Origin of the sequence: Paraclostridium sp. AKS73 (assembly GCF_025671395.1) — a bacterium.
In the GTDB taxonomy this organism is placed as follows: domain Bacteria; phylum Bacillota; class Clostridia; order Peptostreptococcales; family Peptostreptococcaceae; genus Paraclostridium; species Paraclostridium benzoelyticum.
This window is the reverse complement of the sequence record NZ_JAIXHU010000009.1, coordinates 48916-68286: the sequence shown is the minus strand read 5'-3', so window position 1 is coordinate 68286 and position 19371 is coordinate 48916. Positions and strand designations below refer to the sequence as shown.

The window sequence follows — 19371 nt, the reverse complement described above, 5'->3', positions numbered from 1 at the left end:
ATACTCCTTTTATAATTATGAGTTAATATAATTTTCGTATATGTATTTCAAAAAAGTAATCATTGAAAATTAAAATAGAAGGTTTTTTTACAAGCAGGAGGTGAGGTCTTTGAGCAAAGATTTTGTACATTTACATGTTCATACAGAATATAGTTTGCTAGATGGTTTTTCAAGAATAAAAAATTTAGTAAACAGGGCTAAAGAATTAAATATGAGTGCAGTTGCAATAACTGACCATGGATGTATGTTTGGGGCCATAGACTTTTTTAAAGTAGCAAAAAAAGAAGGAATAAAGCCTATTATAGGATGTGAGGTTTATACAGCACCTAGAGGAATGAAAGATAAAGACCCTAATTTTGATAAATCTCAGGGACATTTAATACTTCTAGCTAAAGATACTACAGGATATCAAAATCTAATTAAGTTAGTATCAGCAGCATATGTACAAGGATTTTATTATAAACCAAGAGTTGATATAGATGAAATAAAAAAACATAGTGAAGGTATCATTGCACTTTCTGCTTGTTTAGCAGGAGATGTATCACAAGCATTGATGAATAGAAATTATGATAAAGCTAAAAATATAGCTTTGAAGTATAAAGAAATTTTTGGCGAAGAAAATTATTATTTAGAAATTCAAGATCATAATTTACCTGAGCAAAAAGAAGTTAACAGAGAGTTAATAAGACTTTCTAAAGAAATTGGAGTTGGATTAGTAGCAACTAATGACGTCCATTATGTAAGAAAAGAAGATTCAAAGATACATGATATATTAATGTGTATACAAATGGGTAAAACTGTAAATGACCCAGCTAGAATGAGATTTGGGAGTGATGAATTCTATCTTAAATCTAGAGAAGAAATGGAAGAAATTTTTCCTGAAGTTCAAGAAGCTTTAGATAACACTTCTAAAATTGCACAAATGTGTAATGTTGAATTTGATTTCAATACTATACATTTACCTCAATACGATGTTCCTGGTGGATATACACCTCAAGAGTATTTAAGGATGTTATGCTTTAAGGGACTTAAAGAAAGATATAAAAAGCCCTCACAAGAGATTTTAGATAGATTAGAGTATGAATTAGGTGTAATTGAGAAGATGGGTTACGTAGAGTACTTCTTGATAACTTGGGACTTTATAAATTTTGCAAGAGAAAATAATATTATGGTAGGTCCAGGTAGAGGTAGTGCTGCTGGATCTATAGTTTCATACACTTTATACATTACTGATATAGACCCTATAAAATACTCTCTATTATTTGAGAGATTCTTAAATCCAGAACGTGTATCTATGCCCGATATAGATATAGATTTTTGTTATGAGCGTAGAGAAGAAGTTATAGATTATGTAAAAAGGAAATATGGTGAAGATCATGTTGCTCAGATCATAACATTTGGAACAATGGGAGCAAAAGCTGCCATAAGAGACGTTGGGAGGGTATTAGACGTTAGTTATAACAAAGTTGATAATATAGCAAAAGAAATTCCTTTTGCACTAGGAATGACAATAGACAAAGCATTAGATACAAATCCTAATCTTAAAAAATTATATGAAGAAGATTCAGAGACAAAAGAAATAATAGATGTTTCAAGAAAAATAGAAGGAATGTTAAGACATGCATCAACACATGCTGCAGGAGTTGTTATATCTAAAAAGCCAATAGATGAGTATGTCCCTTTATATAAGCATCAAGATGCTATAACTACTCAGTTTACAATGACAACTTTAGAGGAATTAGGCCTATTAAAAATGGACTTCTTAGGACTAAGAACTTTAACAGTAATAAGAGATGCACTTGATTTAATAGAAAAAAATCATAATTTAAAAATAAACTTTTCTAAAATGGAATATGATGATCCTAAAGTTTATGAATTACTTTCATCTGGAAACACTCTAGGGGTATTCCAGTTAGAGAGTGCTGGTATGAGAAGCTTTATGAAACAGCTTAAACCGGATAATTTTGAGGATATAGTAGCCGGAATATCTTTATACAGACCAGGACCTATGGATTCTATTCCAGTTTATATAAATAATAAAAATAACCCTGAAAACGTAGAATATCTTCATAAAAAACTAAAACCTATAATGGAAGTTACATATGGGTGTTTAGTTTATCAAGAGCAGGTAATGCAAGTTGTCAGAGACTTGGGTGGATATAGTTACGGACGTAGTGACTTGGTTAGAAGAGCTATGGGTAAAAAGAAAATGGATGTAATGGAAAAAGAAAGAGAATATTTCATCCATGGTAAGACAGATGAAAATGGAGAACTTGAAATAGCTGGATGTGTTAGAAATGGAGTACCTGAAGATATAGGTAACAAAATTTTCGATGATATGATTGACTTTGCAAAGTATGCATTCAATAAAAGTCATGCCGCTGCATATGGAGTATTAGCATATGAAACAGCATATTTAAAAGCTCATTATCCTGTAGAATTTATGGCAGCCTTAATAACTAGTGTCATGGGTAATACAGATAAAGTTGTTGAATATATAAGAGAGTGTAATAGCCTAAAAATAGATGTTTTAAAACCAGATATAAATAAAAGTTTTACTAAATTTTCAGTTGAAGACAAAAGTATAAGATTTGGGCTTGCAGCAGTAAAAAATGTAGGTGTAAATGTATTAAATAATATAATAAAAGAAAGAGAAAGTAGCGGAGAATTTAAAGATTTTAATGAGTTTTGCAAAAGATTAGATTCAAAAGATTTAAATAAACGTATAATTGAAAGTCTTATAAAATGTGGCGCTTTTGATGAAATGGGAGACAATAGAGCTAGTTTGCTTCTTGGATATGAAAAACTTCTTGAAAGTATATCTATGGATAGAAAGAAAAATTTAGCAGGACAAGTTTCATTATTTGATGGATTTGAGATGGATGAATCTATAAATAATGATATACAAAGTATGTATACATTACCACATGTAAAAGAGTTAGAAGAAAAAGAAAGACTTTATTTAGAAAAAGAAGTGTTAGGAATGTATGTAAGTGGGCATCCATTATCTCAATATAAAGATGAAATAAAAAGAAATACTACAATAAACAATGCTGAACTAAATGAAATAAAAGACGACTATATTACTTATCTAAATTTAAATGAAAGAGAAGTGACGATGGGTGGTATAGTAATAAATAAAACTATAAGAACAACAAAACGAAATGATTTAATGGCCATAATTGAATTAGAAGACTTATTTGGAGTTATAGAAGTTATAGTTTTTCCTCAAGTTCTTCAAAAATATAATACAGTTATCCAAGAAGATAAAATTATTTATATAGATGGAAGATTGAGTATAAAAGAAGACGAAAATGCAAAACTTATAGCTAGAGAAATAAGAGATATGAATGATAGTGGGAATAAAGATAAGCCTACTTTATACTTGAAAATTAATTCTATAGAAAATAAAGAGTTAGTAAATGATTTAATATCGGTAGTAACTAAATACCCGGGAGAAAATGATATATATATATACGCAGAAAATATAAAACAGGTATATAAATGGAACCATATAAAGGTTAATATAAACGAAAATTTAATTAATGAATTGGAACATATATTGCCAAAAACAAATATAAAAGTAAAATTTTAAGGGTATTTAAAATTTTATTATATAAAAAAGTAGCGAAATTATGATATAATAGACAAAAAATAGATAGTTTCGCTACTATCTGAATTTTTTAATTACACTGGGATGAAAATATAATATAGGGACTAAAAATGTCCCTTAAAAAATGAAATATATTAATCAACTAGGAGGTAATGTTAATGAAAACTATAGGTATATTAACTAGTGGAGGAGATGCGCCAGGTATGAATGCAGCTATAAGGGCTGTTGTTAGATCTGCTATATACTATGGGTGTAAGGTTTATGGAATAAATAGAGGGTACAAAGGATTAATAGAAGAAGACATACAAGAAATGAATTTATCTTCAGTTGGAGATATAATACATAGAGGTGGAACTATATTAAAATCATCTAGATGTGAAGAATTTAAAACAGAAGAAGGAAGAGCTGTAGCAGTAAAGATACTTAAAAAATATAAAGTAGATTGTCTTGTTGTTATAGGTGGAGATGGATCATTTAATGGAGCTCAAAAACTAAGTGATTTAGGATTCCCAGCAATAGGAATACCAGGAACTATAGATAACGATTTACCATATACAGATTATACTATAGGTTTTGATACAACAATGAACACTATAATAGATGCAATAGGAAAAATAAGAGATACATCATCATCTCATGAAAGGGTTAATATTGTTGAGGTAATGGGGAGACATTGTGGAGATTTAGCTTTATATGCAGGCCTTGCTGGTGGAGCGGAAACAGTTATAGTTCCAGAAATAGATTTCAAAATTGATGATGTTTGTAAAAGGTTAAAAACTACTCAAAAAAGAGGAAAGAGACATAGTATAATTGTTCTAGCTGAAGGGGTTGGAAACGCAAGTGAGCTAGGAAAAGAAATAGTTGCTAGAACAGGCGCTGATTTAAGGATAACAGTGTTAGGACATGTTCAAAGAGGTGGAAGTCCAAGTGCATTTGACAGGATACTTGCAAGTAGAATGGGTGTACGTGCTGTAGAATTATTATTAGATGGCAAATCAGCTAGAGTAGTTGGTATAAAAGATAATAAGATTATAGATTTAGATATATATGAAGCTTTAGCTATGGAAAGAAAATTTGATGATGAAACTTATGAAATGGTAAAAATATTATCTATATAAATTAGGAGGATCTAAAATGTTAAAAGGGATAAAAAAGACTAAAATAGTTTGTACACTAGGACCAGCATCACAAAGCGAGGAAATTTTAACTCAACTTGTAGAAAATGGATTAAACGTATGCAGATTCAACTTCTCTCATGGTTCTCATGAAGAGCACAAAGAAAGATTCGATATGGCTAAGAAGGTTAGAAAAAATTAAATAAACCAGTAGCTATATTATTAGATACTAAAGGTCCAGAAATAAGAACAGGAAACTTCCAAGATCCAGAGGTTTTATTAGAAGAAGGGCAAAAGTTCACAATAACAATGAAAGATGTTGTTGGAACTAAAGAGATGTGTACAGTAAGTTACAAAGGTCTTGCAGAAGATGTTACTACTGGTGATACTATACTTATAGATGACGGACTAGTTGGTCTTAGAGTAGAGGAAGTAAAAGGGGAAGAAATACACTGTGTAGTTGAAAACTCAGGGATAGTTAAAAATCATAAGGGTGTTAACGTACCAAGAGTAAAAATAAATTTACCTGCTATAACAGAAAAAGACATAAGTGATATAGAGTTTGGTATACAACAAGGTATAGATTACATAGCTGCATCTTTCGTAAGAAAGGCATCAGATGTTTTAGCTATAAGAGAAGTATTAGAAAATAATAATGCTACAGATATACAAATAATATCTAAAATAGAGAACCAAGAAGGTGTAGATAATATAGAGGAAATATTAAAAGTTTCTGATGGTATAATGGTTGCTAGAGGAGACTTAGGTGTTGAAATACCTACAGAAGAAATACCTATAGCTCAAAAAATGATGATAAGAAAATGTAATGAATTAGGTAAACCAGTAATAACTGCAACACAAATGTTAGATTCTATGATAAGAAATCCTAGACCTACAAGAGCAGAAGTGACAGACGTTGCAAACGCTATATATGATGGAACAGATGCAATAATGTTATCAGGAGAGACTGCAGCTGGTAAATATCCTGTAGAAGCTGTAAAAACAATGGCTACTATAGCTAAGAGAACAGAAGAAACATTAAATTATAATGAATTATTAAAAAATAAGAAACTTAACGGAGTAAATGTTACTGATGCTATAAGTCATGCAACTTGTACAACGTCAGTAGATTTAAAGGCTTCAGCTATAATAACTTCAACATCTTCAGGTCACACAGCTAGAATGGTATCTAAGTTCAGACCAGAATGCCCTATAATAGCTGCTACAAACGATGAAAAAGTTATGAGAAGATTAGCTTTAACTTGGGGTGTATATCCTATAATGGCAAGTGAAGCTACAAATACAGATGAAGTTATAGAAAATTCTATAAATGCAGCTAAAGAAGCTTCTTACTTACAAAATGGAGAATTAGTTGTTATAACTGCAGGAGTTCCAGTTGGAGTTAGTGGAACTACTAACTTAATAAAAGTTCATGTAGTAAGTGAAGAAATAACTAATGGTATAGGTGTAGGAACTAAAACTGTAGAAGGTAGAGTAAGAATATTTGATAATAAAAATGAAGTTTTAGATTTTGAAGAAGGAGATATAATAGTAACTCATATGACAGATGCACATATGAATCCATATATAGAAAAATGTGGAGCTATAATAACTGAAGATGGTGGAATGACATCTCATGCTGCTATAGTAGGTATAAGCTTAGATAAAGCAGTCGTTGTTTCAGCTAAAAATATAATAGACTTAGTAAATGATGGTGAAGTAATAACAGTTGATACTGCTAGAGGTGTTATATATAGAGGTGCAAGTAGAGTATTATAAAACTATAAATTCAAAAAATTTGTGCTATATTTAATATAGGGGCTTTATAAGCTCCTATTTTTTTGGTAAAATTAGTTTTTGTAGTTTAATTATTATGTTCGGAGGAAAAGTCTATGCTATTAAAAGACAGAGAGTATGAAGTTGACGTTGTTGATATAGGTCAAGGTGGCGTTGGAATTGGTAAGCATGACGGGTTTACGGTTTTTGTAGATGGCGGATTGATAAGTGACAAGCTAAAAGTAAAAATAACTAAATCTAAAAAAAACTATGCAGTTGGAGAAATAGTAGGGATAGTAGAAAAATCTCCATTTAGAGTTGATAGAGTATGCTCAGATAAATTATCTAATTGTGGAGGTTGTCAAATACAAGAGTTAGATTACCAAAAGCAATTAGATATAAAGACTAATGAAGTAAAGCAGACTATTAATAGAATCGGTAAATTACATGATACACTAGTTCACCCAACATTAGGAATGGAAAATCCATTTAGATATAGAAATAAAGCTCAATTTCCAATACAAAAAATAATGGTAAAACAGTTATAGGTTTTTATAAAAAGAAAAGTCATGATGTAATTCCTACAGATAAGTGTATAATTCAACATGACGTAAATGATAAAATAATTAAAATAATAAAAACTTATATAAAAGCTTATAATGTTAGTATATACGATGAAAAGACTCATACAGGAGTATTAAGACATTTAGTAACTAAAGTTGGATTTAAGACTAAAGAGGTAATGGTTGTTTTAGTAGCGAACGGAAAGAAACTTCCATATTTAAATGAATTAGCCTCAGTACTAAAAGAGAATGTACCAGGATTTAAGACTCTTGTTTTAAATACAAACAGAGAAAAAACTAATGTAATTTTAGGAAAAGAAAATAAAGTTATATATGGTGATGGGAAGATAAATGATTATATAGGAGATCTAGTTTTTGAAATATCTCCATTATCATTTTCCAAGTTAATCCATCACAGACGGAAGTTTTATATAATAAGGCATTAGAATATGCTGATCTAAAAGAAAATGATACAGTATTTGATATTTACTGTGGTATAGGAACAATATCTTTATTTTTAGCTCAAAAAGCAAAAAAGGTTTATGGTGTTGAAATCGTTGGAGATGCTATAAAAGATGCTAAAATAAATGCTAAACTAAATAAACTAGAGAATACAGAATTCTTCGTAGGTAAGGCAGAGGAAGTAGTTCCTAAATTATACAAAGAAGGAAAAACAGCTAATGTAGTAGTTGTAGACCCACCTAGAAAGGGATGTGAAGAATCGGTATTAGATACTATAGTATCTATGGAACCAGATAAAGTTGTATATGTATCGTGCAACCCATCAACTCTAGCCAGAGATTTAGCATATTTAGACGAAAGAGGGTATAAATGCAAAGAAATTCAACCGGTAGATATGTTCCCACATACTATGCACGTTGAATCTGTAGCATTATTATACCGTGATTAGAAATTTGAATTAATAAAAATTGAGATATATATAATAAAAGGCTATGTTAAGTCACTTTATGTGATTTAACATAGCCTTTTAAATTTATAAATTTATTTAAATATAGCTAGAAGCTATTAAGCATTTACAAGTTTTAATACATTATTAACGCTATCACCAGTAGCTAACACTTCTTTTACGCAATTTAATGCAGTACTTACTAAATTATCAACTGCGGTAGTAGTAAAATATCCTATATGATGAGTAAACAGGACATTTTCCATATTTAATAATTTCTTTACTTGAGGATCAGTAAGGTCGTGATGAGGTATTACTTTGTTTAAGAAAGTACCTTCAGTTTCAAATGTGTCTAAAGCAGCAGCACATAGATCTTTGTTTTCTAAAGCCTCAATTAAATCGTCTGTACAAACAACTCCACCTCTACCAGTATTAACTAAAAAAGCATCTTTTTTCATTAATTTTAGGTTATCTTTATTTATCATGTGTTTTGTATTTTCATTAAGAGGTGTGTGTAAAGACACAACGTCAGCTTCTTTCATAAGATCATCTAAAGAATCTTTGTAAGTTAAAATTTCTTTTAGATCTTCGTTAGGATAAGCATCATAGGCTATAACATTTGCACCTAGTCCTTTGAATAACTTAGCTGCAGTTGAACCTATCTTACCTGTACCGACTACTCCCACTGTAGTAGATCTAATTTCTCTTGCAATTAAATTAGCTGACCATCTAAAGTCTCCAGTATTAACATTTCTATTAATAAGGTGCATGTTTCTCAGGAGATTCATTGTCTGAGTTACCGCAAGTTCTGCTACTGAGTTTGGTGAATAAGCAGGTACATTAGTTATAACTAAATCATTTTTAGTAGCTTGGTCTAAATCAATCATATCAAAACCAGCTGCTCTAGAAGCTATTTGTTTTATTCCAAATTCTTTTAATTTTTCATAAATTATAGCATCATCGATTGGATTAGTTTGTTGAATAGAAATTCCGTCATACCCTTTAGCTTTGTCAACAGTCACTGATGATAAGCCTTCTTCAATTGTATCGACTTGAACATTGTTCCCATTCTCCTCAATCCATTTTGCTATTGCAGGTAATTCATGTTCACGTGTACTAAACATTAATATTTTCATATTAAAGCCCCCTTATTTTTAAATAGACAAGCTATTATACAATTAAAAAAGTAATATAAATAAACATTATAACAATATATTTATATGAGTAGCTCGTCTATTATAATAATTATTTATATAATGACAAATTATAGTCAAAATATAAAAAAGCACATAACTATAAATAGCATATGAAAATTAAATAATTAACTAACAATATGCTATTATGATTAAATCATAACATACAGTTAGTTAATTTTACAACAATGTAAATGGATAAATTTTCAATTAAATTTAAATGAAATATATATTTGAAAAATGATGAAAATAAAAAGTCTTGCATTTTGCAACGATATAGAGGTGTTTTGCAATAGAAATTAAATTTATTAATTAAATTATAAAAATATAAAACATAAGAAAATGTGTAAAAATTAACTATTTCATTAAAAATACAAATCTTGGCACGATAAATGCTTAACAAAATAAATAGCAAAATAAAATTTTATCTCAAAGTTTTTAAAACTTATTTTAGAATTATTAATTATCAAATTAAATTAAATATTATATGATGTTTATAATTATAGGAGGTTGAGTTATGGATAATAAAGCATTACTAAAAGGTGTTAGGGTTGTTGAATTATCAAGTTTCGTAGCAGCTCCTTGCTGCGCCAAACTACTTGGAGATTGGGGCGCAGAAGTAATTAAGATAGAGCCACTTGGTGGAGATGGAATAAGAGTTATGGGTGGAACTTTCAAATCTCCATGTACAGATGAAGAAAATCCAATGTTTGAATTAGAAAATGGAAATAAAAAAGGTATAAGCGTAAATGTAAAAACAAAAGAGGGAGTAGAAATAATTCATAAGCTTTTAGCTAAAGCTGATATATTTATTACTAATGTTAGAGAACAAGCTCTTTCAAAAATAGGTCTTACTTATGAGCAATTAAAAGATGAATTCCCTGCTCTTATACATGCTCATATACTTGGATATGGAGAAAATGGACCATTAAAAGATAAACCGGGATTTGACTATACAGCATATTTTGCAAGAGGTGGAGTGAGTCAATCTCTTATGGAGAAAGGAACTTCTCCATGTAATACAGCAGCAGCATTTGGAGATCACTATGCAGGAGTTTCATTAACAGCAGGTATATTAGCAGCTCTTTATAAAAAACAAATGACAGGTGAAGGGGATAGAGTAACAGTAAGTTTATACCATACAGCACTTTATGGAATGGGAATGATGATTACTACAGCTCAATATGGAAATACAATGCCTATATCAAGAGCTAAGCCAAATAGTCCACTTATGACCACTTATAAATGTAAAGATGGTAAATGGATACAACTTGCATTAATTCAATATAATAAATGGCTTCCAAAATTCTGTAACGTTATAAATAGACCAGAAATAATGGAAGATGAAAGATTCAATGATATAAAAGTAATGCCATTACATGTTGATGAAATGGTTGAAATAGTTGCAGAAGCAATGCTTGAAAAAACATTAGATGAATGGTCAGCATTATTAGAAGAAGCAGACCTTCCATTTGAAAAAGTTCAAAGTTGTGAAGATATACTTAAAGATGAGCAAGCTTGGGCAAACGATTTTCTATTTAAAACTAAATATGCAAATGGAAATGAAGGTGTGTTAGTAAACGGACCAGTTAAGTTTAAAACTATGGGAATAAAAGAATATACACCAGCTCCAAGAGTAGGAGAACATACAGAAGAAATTCTTAAAGAGTTAGGTTATACAGAAGAAGAAATATTAAATATGGTTAACTCTCAAGCTGTTAAGTTAGATGATTCAAAAGAGCTAGTTTAGAGATAAAAAGGGGCGCTCAAAATGTACACAATGGGATTAGATATAGGGTCAACTGCATCTAAAGGACTTATTTTAAAAGATGGAAAAGAAATAGTAGCTTACTCTACAATATCTTCAGGAACTGGAACTAGCGGGCCTGCTAGAGTTCTTGAAGATTTGTACAAAAAGCTTAATATAAAAGGTTCTGATATTCAAAATACTGTAGTAACTGGTTATGGGCGTATGAAATACGCTGAAACTCATAAACAAATAAGTGAATTAAGTTGTCATACTAAGGGTGTAAAATTTTTAGTACCTACAGCTAGAACAGTAATAGATATCGGAGGTCAAGATGCTAAAGCACTTAAGTTAGATAATAATGGGGTTATGTTAAACTTCCTAATGAACGATAAATGTGCAGCAGGTACTGGTAGATTTTTAGATGTTATGGCAAAAATCGTTGAAGTGGATGTATCTGATCTTGGAGATATATCAATGAGATCTCAAAATGAAGTATCCATAAGTAATACATGCACAGTTTTTGCAGAATCAGAAGTTATATCACATTTATCAAATGATATAGCTATAGAGGACATAGTTGCAGGAATACATACTTCAGTTGCTAAAAGGGTTGCCAGTTTGGTAAAGCGACTTGGAGTCAAAGAGGATGTAGTTATGGTTGGTGGAGTTGCTAAAAATTCAGGCGTCGTTAAAGCTATGGAAAGAGAGTTAGGGACTAATATAATAGTTCCTGAGATACCTCAACTTACAGGGGCCTTAGGAGCAGCTATATATGCCTACAATGAAACAAAAAATAATAGTAAAGAGGGATGAAAATGTCTGAAAAAAGATGCTAGAACAGTGATAAATGAGCTCTTAGCTCAACAGTATGCAAATGCTTTTAAAGCTAAAGAAGAAGGTAGACCTGTTGGTTGGTCAACTTCAGTATTTCCTCAAGAATTAGCAGAGGTATTTGATTTGAATTTATGTTACCCAGAAAACCAAGCAGCAGGAGTAGCTGCAAAGAAAGAGTCATTAGATTTATGCGAAAGATCAGAAGCTCAAGGATATTCTATAGATTTATGTGCTTACGCTAGAACAAATTTTGGGTTTTTAGAAAAAGGAAAAAGTGATACTTTAGATATGCCAAAGCCAGACTTTTTACTATGTTGCAACAATATATGTAACCAAGTAATAAAATGGTATGAAAATATATCAAAAGAATTAAATATACCTATGATAATGATAGATTTACCTTTCAATGATGAAGATCATGTTACAGATGAAAGGGTTGAATATATAAAAGCTCAATTCCAAGAAGCTATAACACAACTTGAAAAAATATCAGGCAAAAAATTTGATCCTAAAAAGTTTGAAGATGTAATGAAGACATCTGCTGAAATGGTAGACTTTGGAAATACTCAATGAGTTTACCTGAAGGTTCAGATCCATCTCCAATGAATGGATTTGATTTATTCACTTATATGGCAGTAATAGTTTGTGCAAGAGGTAAAAAGGAAACTACAGAAGCATTTAAACTTTTAATAGATGAATTAGAAGAAAATAAGAAAAATAAAGTCTCTACATTTAGAGGAGAAGAAAAATATAGAATAATGATGGAAGGAATTCCTTGTTGGCCTTATATAGGATATAAAATGAAAACACTAGCTAAATATGGAGTTAATATGACAGGTAGTGTTTACCCACATGCATGGGCTCTTCAATATGAAGTTAATGATTTAGATGGAATGGCAAGAGCTTACAGTGGAATGTTCAATAATGTTAACTTAGATCAAATGACAGAGTTTAGAGTTAACTCATTAAGAGATGGTAAATGTGATGGAGCTTTCTATCATATGAATAGAAGCTGTAAGCTTATGAGTTTAATTCAGTATGAAATGCAAAGAAAAACTGAAGAAATTACAGGAATACCATCAGCTGGTTTTGATGGAGACCAAGCAGATCCTAGAGGATTTACTAAGGCTCAATTTGAAACTAGAATACAAGGTCTAGTTGAAGTTATGGATGAGAGAAAAAATCTTAACAGAGGTGAAATATAATGGAAGCTATTTTAGCAAGAATGCAAGAAGTAATTGATAATCCAAATGAGGTTATCAAAAAATTTAAGAAAGATACTGGAAATAAGGCTATAGGATGTTTCCCAGTTTACTGTCCAGAAGAAATAATCCATGCAGCAGGAATGTTTCCTGTAGGTATATGGGGCGGACATACTGAATTAGATCTAGCAAAACAGTATTTTCCAGCATTTGCATGTTCAATAATGCAATCATCTCTAGAATATGGGCTTAAAGGAGCTTACAATGAACTTTCAGCTGTTATAATACCTGGAATGTGTGATACATTAATTTGCCTAGGTCAAAACTGGAAGGTAGCAGTTCCACAAGTACCTTATATAGCTTTAGTTTATCCGCAAAATAGAAAGCTAGACTCAGGGGTAACATACTTAGTTAATGAATTTAAACATGTAAAAAAGAATTAGAAAAATATGTGGGCATGAAATAACAGAAGAAAAATTACATGAAAGTATAGAAGTTTACAATGAACATAGAAGAGTAATGCAAGAGTTTGTAGCATTAGCTCCTAAATATTCAAAAACAATAAAACCTTCAGTAAGAAATTTAGTTATAAAAAGTGGATTCTTTATGAGAAAAGAGGAACATACTGATTTAGTTAAAAACCTTATATCTAAACTAAATAAAATGCAAGTTGAAGAATGTACAGGAAGGAAAGTTGTACTTACTGGTATATCACTGGACTCAAAAGATATCTTAGAGATATTAGAAGAAAATAATATAACAGTTATTGCAGATGATTTAGCTCAAGAATCTAGACAATTTAGAACTTTAGTTCCAGATGGAAAAGATGCTTTAGAAAGATTAGCAAGACAATGGTCAAATGTAGAAGGATGTTCATTAGCTTATGATCCAGATAAAAAACGTGGATCTATGATAGTAGATGAAGTAAAAGCTAATGGAGCAGATGGTGTAGTATTCTGTATGATGAAATTCTGTGATCCAGAGGAATATGATTATCCTGTAGTTAAAAAGGATATAGAATCAAGTAATATTCCTACATTATATATTGAAGTTGATCAACAGACATCAAATAATGAGCAAGTAAGAACTCGTGTGCAAGCCTTCTCTGAGATGCTTAGCTTCGCCTAAATTATATTTGTAACAAGCGAAATCTTTATATCTAATAAACTAAACAGATGCATTGATTATAGGAATTATTTCTAAAGATTTTGTTTTTAATAATATCTCATATCAAAAATTTTAGAATATAAAATGGAGGAGAATATGTTATTTAATAAAGAGAAAGAACTTTTAAGAAAAGCAGTAAGAGACTTCGTAAGTAGAGAATTGGCAACTTTACCAGAAGAAATTGATAAAACTGGGGAAATGCCAAGAGAATTATTAGACAAAATGGCTAAGGCAAAATATACAAGTGTCGCAATACCTGAACAATATGGGGGAGCAGGTGCTGATTATGTATCATATGCGATAATAATGGAAGAGCTTAGTAGAAGATGTGCATCTACTGGTACTTATGCAACTGCATCAGCATCTTTAGCATCACTTCCAATACTTAGTAATGGAACAGAAGAACAAAAACAAAAATATTTAAGAGGTCTAGCATCAGGTGAAATGATAGGGGCATTTGGTCTTACAGAACCAGGAGCAGGATCTGATGCTTCGGCACAACAAACAACAGCAGAACTTGATGGAGATCATTATATATTAAATGGAAGAAAAACTTTTATAACTAATGGACCTATATGTGACTTTGCTATAGTAATAGCAGTTACAGATAGATCAAAAGGTTTAAAAGGTACATCTGCATTTATAGTAGAAAGTAAATGGGAAGGATTCTCTGTTGGAGCTCATGAAGATAAAATGGGTATTAGAGGAACTCAAACTTCAGACTTAATATTTGAAAATGTTAAAGTACCGAAGGAAAATTTATTAGGAAAAGAAGGTATAGGATTTAAGATAGCTATGCAAACTCTTGATGCGGGTAGAATAGGTGTTGCAGCTCAAGCATTAGGTGTTGCTCAAGGGGCACTTGATGAAGCTATAAAATATACAAAAGAAAGAGTTCAATTCGGAAAACCGATTTCTAAATTCCAAAATACTCAATTTACTTTAGCTGATATGGAAACAAAAGTAAATGCAGCTAGATGGTTAGTTTATGATGCAGCTGAGAAGAAGGATGCAGGAGTAAATATGACTAAAGAATCTGCTATGGCTAAATACTATGCAGCTGAAATAGCAAATGAAGTTGCTTATAAAGCATTACAATTACATGGTGGATATGGATTTATAAAAGATTATCCAATCGAAAGAATATATAGAGATGCTAGAATAATGTCTATATATGAAGGTACATCAGAAGTTCAAAAAATGGTAATATCTTCGAGCATTTTAAAATAAATTAAACCTTTAAAAATATTTTATACTAGTTAAATGGAGGTAAAGACTTTGAAAATATTAGTTTGCGTTAAACAAGTTCCAGATACTAATGAAGTTAGAATAAATAAAGAGACAGGAACTCTTATAAGAGATGGTGTTCCAAGTATATTAAACCCTGATGATGCAAATGCATTAGAGCAGGCACTAAGATTAAAAGATGAACATGAAGGATCAAAAGTAACAGTAATAACTATGGGACCTCCTCAAGCAGACTTTATGCTTAGAGAGTGTTTGGCTATGGGTGCTGACGAAGCAATCCTTCTTAGTGATAGAGCATTTGGAGGAGCTGATACTTGGGCAACTTCAAATACAATAGCAGCAGGAATCAAAAAGATAGGAGATTATGATATAGTATTTGCTGGAAGACAGGCTATAGATGGAGATACAGCTCAAGTTGGACCACAAATTGCTGAAAAACTTGATATACCTCAAGTTACATATGTGCAAGATTTCTCTATAGATGGGGATACAGTGACTGTACAAAGACAATTAGAGGATGGATACGAAGTAATTAAAGTAAAAAAACCTGTTCTTTTAACAGCTGTTAAAGAACTTAATGAACCAAGACATATGTCTGTTGATAAAATAGTAAAAGCATTTAAAACAGAAGTAAAAGTTTGGACTATAGACGATTTAGATGTAAATAGAGAAGAAGTAGGACTTAAAGCATCACCAACAAAAGTATTTAAATCATTTACACCAGATCCAAGAGGTAAAGGGGAAATACTTAAAGGTAATCCAGAAGATATTGTGAATACGGTACTAGTAGGACTAAAACAAAAGCACATTATATAAGTTGGAGGTTAAGATGAATACAAATATAAATACAAATATAAAAGATTTTAGCTCATACAAAAATGTTTGGGTGTTTGCAGAACAAAGAGAGGGTGTAATAACACCAGTTGTAATAGAATTACTTGGAGAAGGTAGAAAATTAGCTGATGAAATAGGTGTTAACCTATGTGCAATATTATTAGGTAAAAATGTAGATTCTATGGCTAAAGAATTAGTTGCTTATGGAGCAGATACAGTTTATACTGCAGATAATGAATTGTTAGAAAAATTCACAACTGATGCTTATACAAAAGTTATAACTGATGCAATAAATGAATTTAAACCAGAAATAGTACTTTATGGTGCTACTCATATAGGAAGAGACTTAGCTCCAAGAATAGCTTCAAGAGTAAGTACTGGTCTTACTGCAGATTGTACAAAACTTGAAATAGATCCAGATGATAAAAAGTTAAAACAAACTCGTCCAGCGTTTGGTGGTAATATAATGGCTACAATTATATGCCCTAACACTAGACCTCAAATGTCTACAGTTAGACCTGGAGTTATGGAAAAAGCAGAGAAAAATGATTCTAGGGATGGAAAAATAGTTCCTATATCATTTAACTTAAGTAAAGATGATATAAGAGTAGAAGTTATAAAAACTGTTAAAACTAAAAAAGATTTAGTATCTTTAACAGATGCAAATATAATAGTATCTGGAGGACTTGGAATGGGAGGTCCTGAAGGATTTGAAATGTTAAAACAATTAGCTGATAAATTAGGTGGAGTAGTAGGAGCATCACGTGCAGCTGTCGATGCTGGATGGATAGACCACTCTCATCAAGTTGGGCAAACAGGAACTACTGTTAAACCTAACCTTTATATAGCTTGTGGTATATCTGGGGCTATACAACATTTAGCAGGTATGCAAAACTCTGATTTTATTATAGCTATAAATAAAAATGAAACAGCTCCAATACTTGATATAGCAGATTATGGTATAGTAGGAGATGTTAAAGATATAGTTCCATTACTTACAGAAAAACTTGATAGTGTAGATGATTTAATCGAACTAGTTAATGCATAGATTTTATAAAATTAATCTAGTCGTAAAAACTTATATATTATAGTAAACCTAATCAAAATAATCCTTGTGTATAATGTGATTTAATATTATATACAAGGATTATTTAATTTAGCGTCTAAGTATATAATTAGGGCTAAATTTAATTAGTACCAATTACATAAAAAATATAAAATTATATTAAATTAGACAAAATGACAAATTTAATATAAAAATAACAATAATTTTATAATTAATGGATTGTAGATGATATAATGTTCTTAGGTAGGAAAATGGTTTTTTATATTTAATAGGGGTGTAATTTACTAAATAAGGAAGGGCTGAAAAGAGTGTATAATGATTTTAGGGGCTTTATTAATCACTTAGAAAATCCAGCAATTTTATGCAGCGAAACTGGGGAAATACTAGATTTTAATGCACAAATGAAAAAGATTTTTAATTTTGTTGATGTGGACAAGCCATTAAATATATCTGTTTTGGATAGTACATTTAATGAAAATGACTATTTTTCAAACAATAGAAAAAAAATACAGCTTAGAGATTTAAATATGTTTGTAGACGTTTATTCGATTAGAGATTATAAAAATGAATTACAGTATATTTATTTATTTGAAAAATCTATGATAACAGATAAGGTTGTAGAGGATATAATTGAACATATAGATGAAGTTGTAGTTATATTTAATAAAGATGGTGTTATTGAAAAGATGAACAGCTTATGTGATGAAATATTACCATTTAAAAGAAAAGAAGTTCTTGGGAGAAAAATTGACAAACTAGTTTATATGGGATTAGTAGAAGAACCGATAATACTAAATATGCTAGAAGTTAAGAAAAAAACTTATAAAAATATAGTTTATCCTGGAGGGAAAGTTATAGCATACACAGCAGTTCCTATATGGGATAACAAGGGAGAAGTAAAAGGGGGAGTGTTAACTGGTAGAGATATTTCTAGAGTTATAAACTTAGATTCTCCTCATGCGAAAGATTGTACAACATCCACTAATTCGGAATATATAAGCAAAAGTGAAGTTATGGATAATATAAAAAATGTAGTAAAGAGAGCAGCAGCATCTGATTCTTCCATTTTTATAACTGGAGAGTCTGGTGTAGGAAAAGAAATTATAGCTAGGAAAATATGTAAGTATAGTCATAGAAGGGATAAACCATTTATAGCAATTAACTGTGGTGCAATTCCTAATGAGCTCCTAGAATCAGAGTTTTTCGGATATGAAGAAGGTTCTTTTACTGGAGCTAAAAAGTCTGGGAAAAAAGGTCTTTTTGAGCAAGCAAATGGAGGTACTATATTTTTAGATGAAATAGGCGAATTGCCACTTCAAATGCAAAAAAAATTACTTAGAGTTATACAAGAAAATACGATTACTAGAGTTGGAGGGACTAAACCGATAAAAATTGATGTAAGGTATGTAAGTGCTACTAATATTTCAAATGAGGATTTACATGATAATTTGAAGTTTAGACAGGATTTATATTATAGACTTAGTGTTATCCCTATAAAAATACCTCCATTAAGGGAAAGAAAAGAAGACATAATGCCTTTGGTTGAATATTTCTTAGATTTATACAACACTAAATATAATAGAGAAATAAGGATTTCTCCTAAGGTTATGGAATTGTTAAATAATCATTCATGGCCTGGAAACATAAGAGAACTGAAAAATATTATTGAAAGATTTGTTGTTTTATCAGTTAAAAATACGATAGGAGAAGATGAGTTTAATATGCTAATAAATTTAGATGATTTATCTAAGGAAAATGACTTGAAATCTCCGATAGTTGTAAATGGTATTGTAAACTTAAATGAAGCATACAAAATAGTAGATCAGATAATTATACCTAGAGCTATAGATAAGTATGGTTCTATTACACAAGCATCAAAACAAATAGGGATAGATTCTTCTACTATACATAGAAAAATAAAAAGTGGATATTTAAAGCTATAAAATTCGCTTTGCTTGAGCGACCACGTCTGCGAACCACTTCATGTCGCTCAAATTTCATGTCGTCAACGGACACTCGGCAAGTTCGCGTCCCGTTACTCAAACGACTTCGTCCGTTGCTTAAAAACTTTTTACGCTCAAAATATAATATGTTTATATACTA

At 30.7% G+C, this 19371-nt stretch carries 9 protein-coding genes and 4 pseudogenes; 12 read left to right on the top strand and 1 reads right to left on the bottom strand.

The features are described from left to right. Positions 1 to 109: 109 nt before the first annotated feature. The 4 genes and pseudogenes from LEQ07_RS07540 to rlmD all read left to right on the top strand — a co-directional run bounded on the left by LEQ07_RS07540 (position 110) and on the right by rlmD (position 7977). Positions 110 to 3595 (top strand): DNA polymerase III subunit alpha, encoded by a 3486-nt coding sequence (locus LEQ07_RS07540; protein WP_046822828.1) that lies wholly within the window; start codon positions 110 to 112, stop codon positions 3593 to 3595. Positions 3596 to 3771: 176 nt separating this feature from the next. Then, positions 3772 to 4731 (top strand): 6-phosphofructokinase, encoded by a 960-nt coding sequence (gene pfkA / locus LEQ07_RS07535; protein WP_046822829.1) that lies wholly within the window; start codon positions 3772 to 3774, stop codon positions 4729 to 4731. Between the two features lie 16 nt (positions 4732 to 4747). Further along, positions 4748 to 6507: pseudogene (pyk, locus tag LEQ07_RS07530) on the top strand (pyruvate kinase). A 113-nt stretch (positions 6508 to 6620) separates the two neighbouring features. Next, positions 6621 to 7977: pseudogene (gene rlmD / locus LEQ07_RS22435) on the top strand (23S rRNA (uracil(1939)-C(5))-methyltransferase RlmD). Positions 7978 to 8093: 116 nt separating this feature from the next. Here the strand turns inward: rlmD and LEQ07_RS07520 are convergent. After that, a complete protein-coding gene (locus LEQ07_RS07520) occupies positions 8094 to 9110 on the bottom strand; it encodes a D-2-hydroxyacid dehydrogenase (RefSeq protein WP_046822832.1) in 1017 nt (338 codons plus the stop codon). A gap of 574 nt (positions 9111 to 9684) precedes the next feature. Between LEQ07_RS07520 and LEQ07_RS07515 the strand changes: the two genes are divergently transcribed. From LEQ07_RS07515 to LEQ07_RS07480, 8 genes and pseudogenes are all read left to right on the top strand, one after another. Continuing rightward, positions 9685 to 10917 carry a CaiB/BaiF CoA transferase family protein gene (locus LEQ07_RS07515; protein ID WP_263330118.1) on the top strand — a complete coding sequence of 411 codons (1233 nt, stop codon included), beginning with the start codon at positions 9685 to 9687 and terminating at the stop codon, positions 10915 to 10917. Between the two features lie 21 nt (positions 10918 to 10938). Beyond that, positions 10939 to 11730: an acyl-CoA dehydratase activase gene (locus tag LEQ07_RS07510; RefSeq protein ID WP_263330117.1), complete on the top strand. Its 792-nt coding sequence runs from the start codon at positions 10939 to 10941 to the stop codon at positions 11728 to 11730. A 6-nt stretch (positions 11731 to 11736) separates the two neighbouring features. Further along, a pseudogene (gene hadB, locus LEQ07_RS07505) lies at positions 11737 to 12956 on the top strand ((R)-2-hydroxyisocaproyl-CoA dehydratase subunit HadB). Then, positions 12956 to 14081: pseudogene (locus LEQ07_RS07500) on the top strand (2-hydroxyacyl-CoA dehydratase subunit D). The pseudogenes hadB and LEQ07_RS07500 overlap by 1 nt, the downstream one beginning before the upstream one ends. 135 nt (positions 14082 to 14216) lie before the next feature. Further along, complete coding sequence (acdB, locus tag LEQ07_RS07495; protein WP_046822235.1) at positions 14217 to 15350, top strand: putative isocaproyl-CoA dehydrogenase AcdB; 1134 nt, start codon at positions 14217 to 14219, stop codon at positions 15348 to 15350. 48 nt (positions 15351 to 15398) lie between these two features. After that, complete coding sequence (gene etfB / locus LEQ07_RS07490; RefSeq protein ID WP_035117166.1) at positions 15399 to 16184, top strand: electron transfer flavoprotein subunit beta; 786 nt, start codon at positions 15399 to 15401, stop codon at positions 16182 to 16184. A 13-nt stretch (positions 16185 to 16197) separates the two neighbouring features. Then, positions 16198 to 17250, top strand: a complete 1053-nt coding sequence (locus LEQ07_RS07485; RefSeq protein WP_046822236.1) for an electron transfer flavoprotein subunit alpha/FixB family protein — start codon at positions 16198 to 16200, stop codon at positions 17248 to 17250. Between the two features lie 326 nt (positions 17251 to 17576). Next, entirely contained in the window at positions 17577 to 19211 is a 1635-nt protein-coding gene (locus tag LEQ07_RS07480) for a sigma-54 interaction domain-containing protein (protein ID WP_263330114.1), read from the top strand. Positions 19212 to 19371 lie beyond the last annotated feature (160 nt).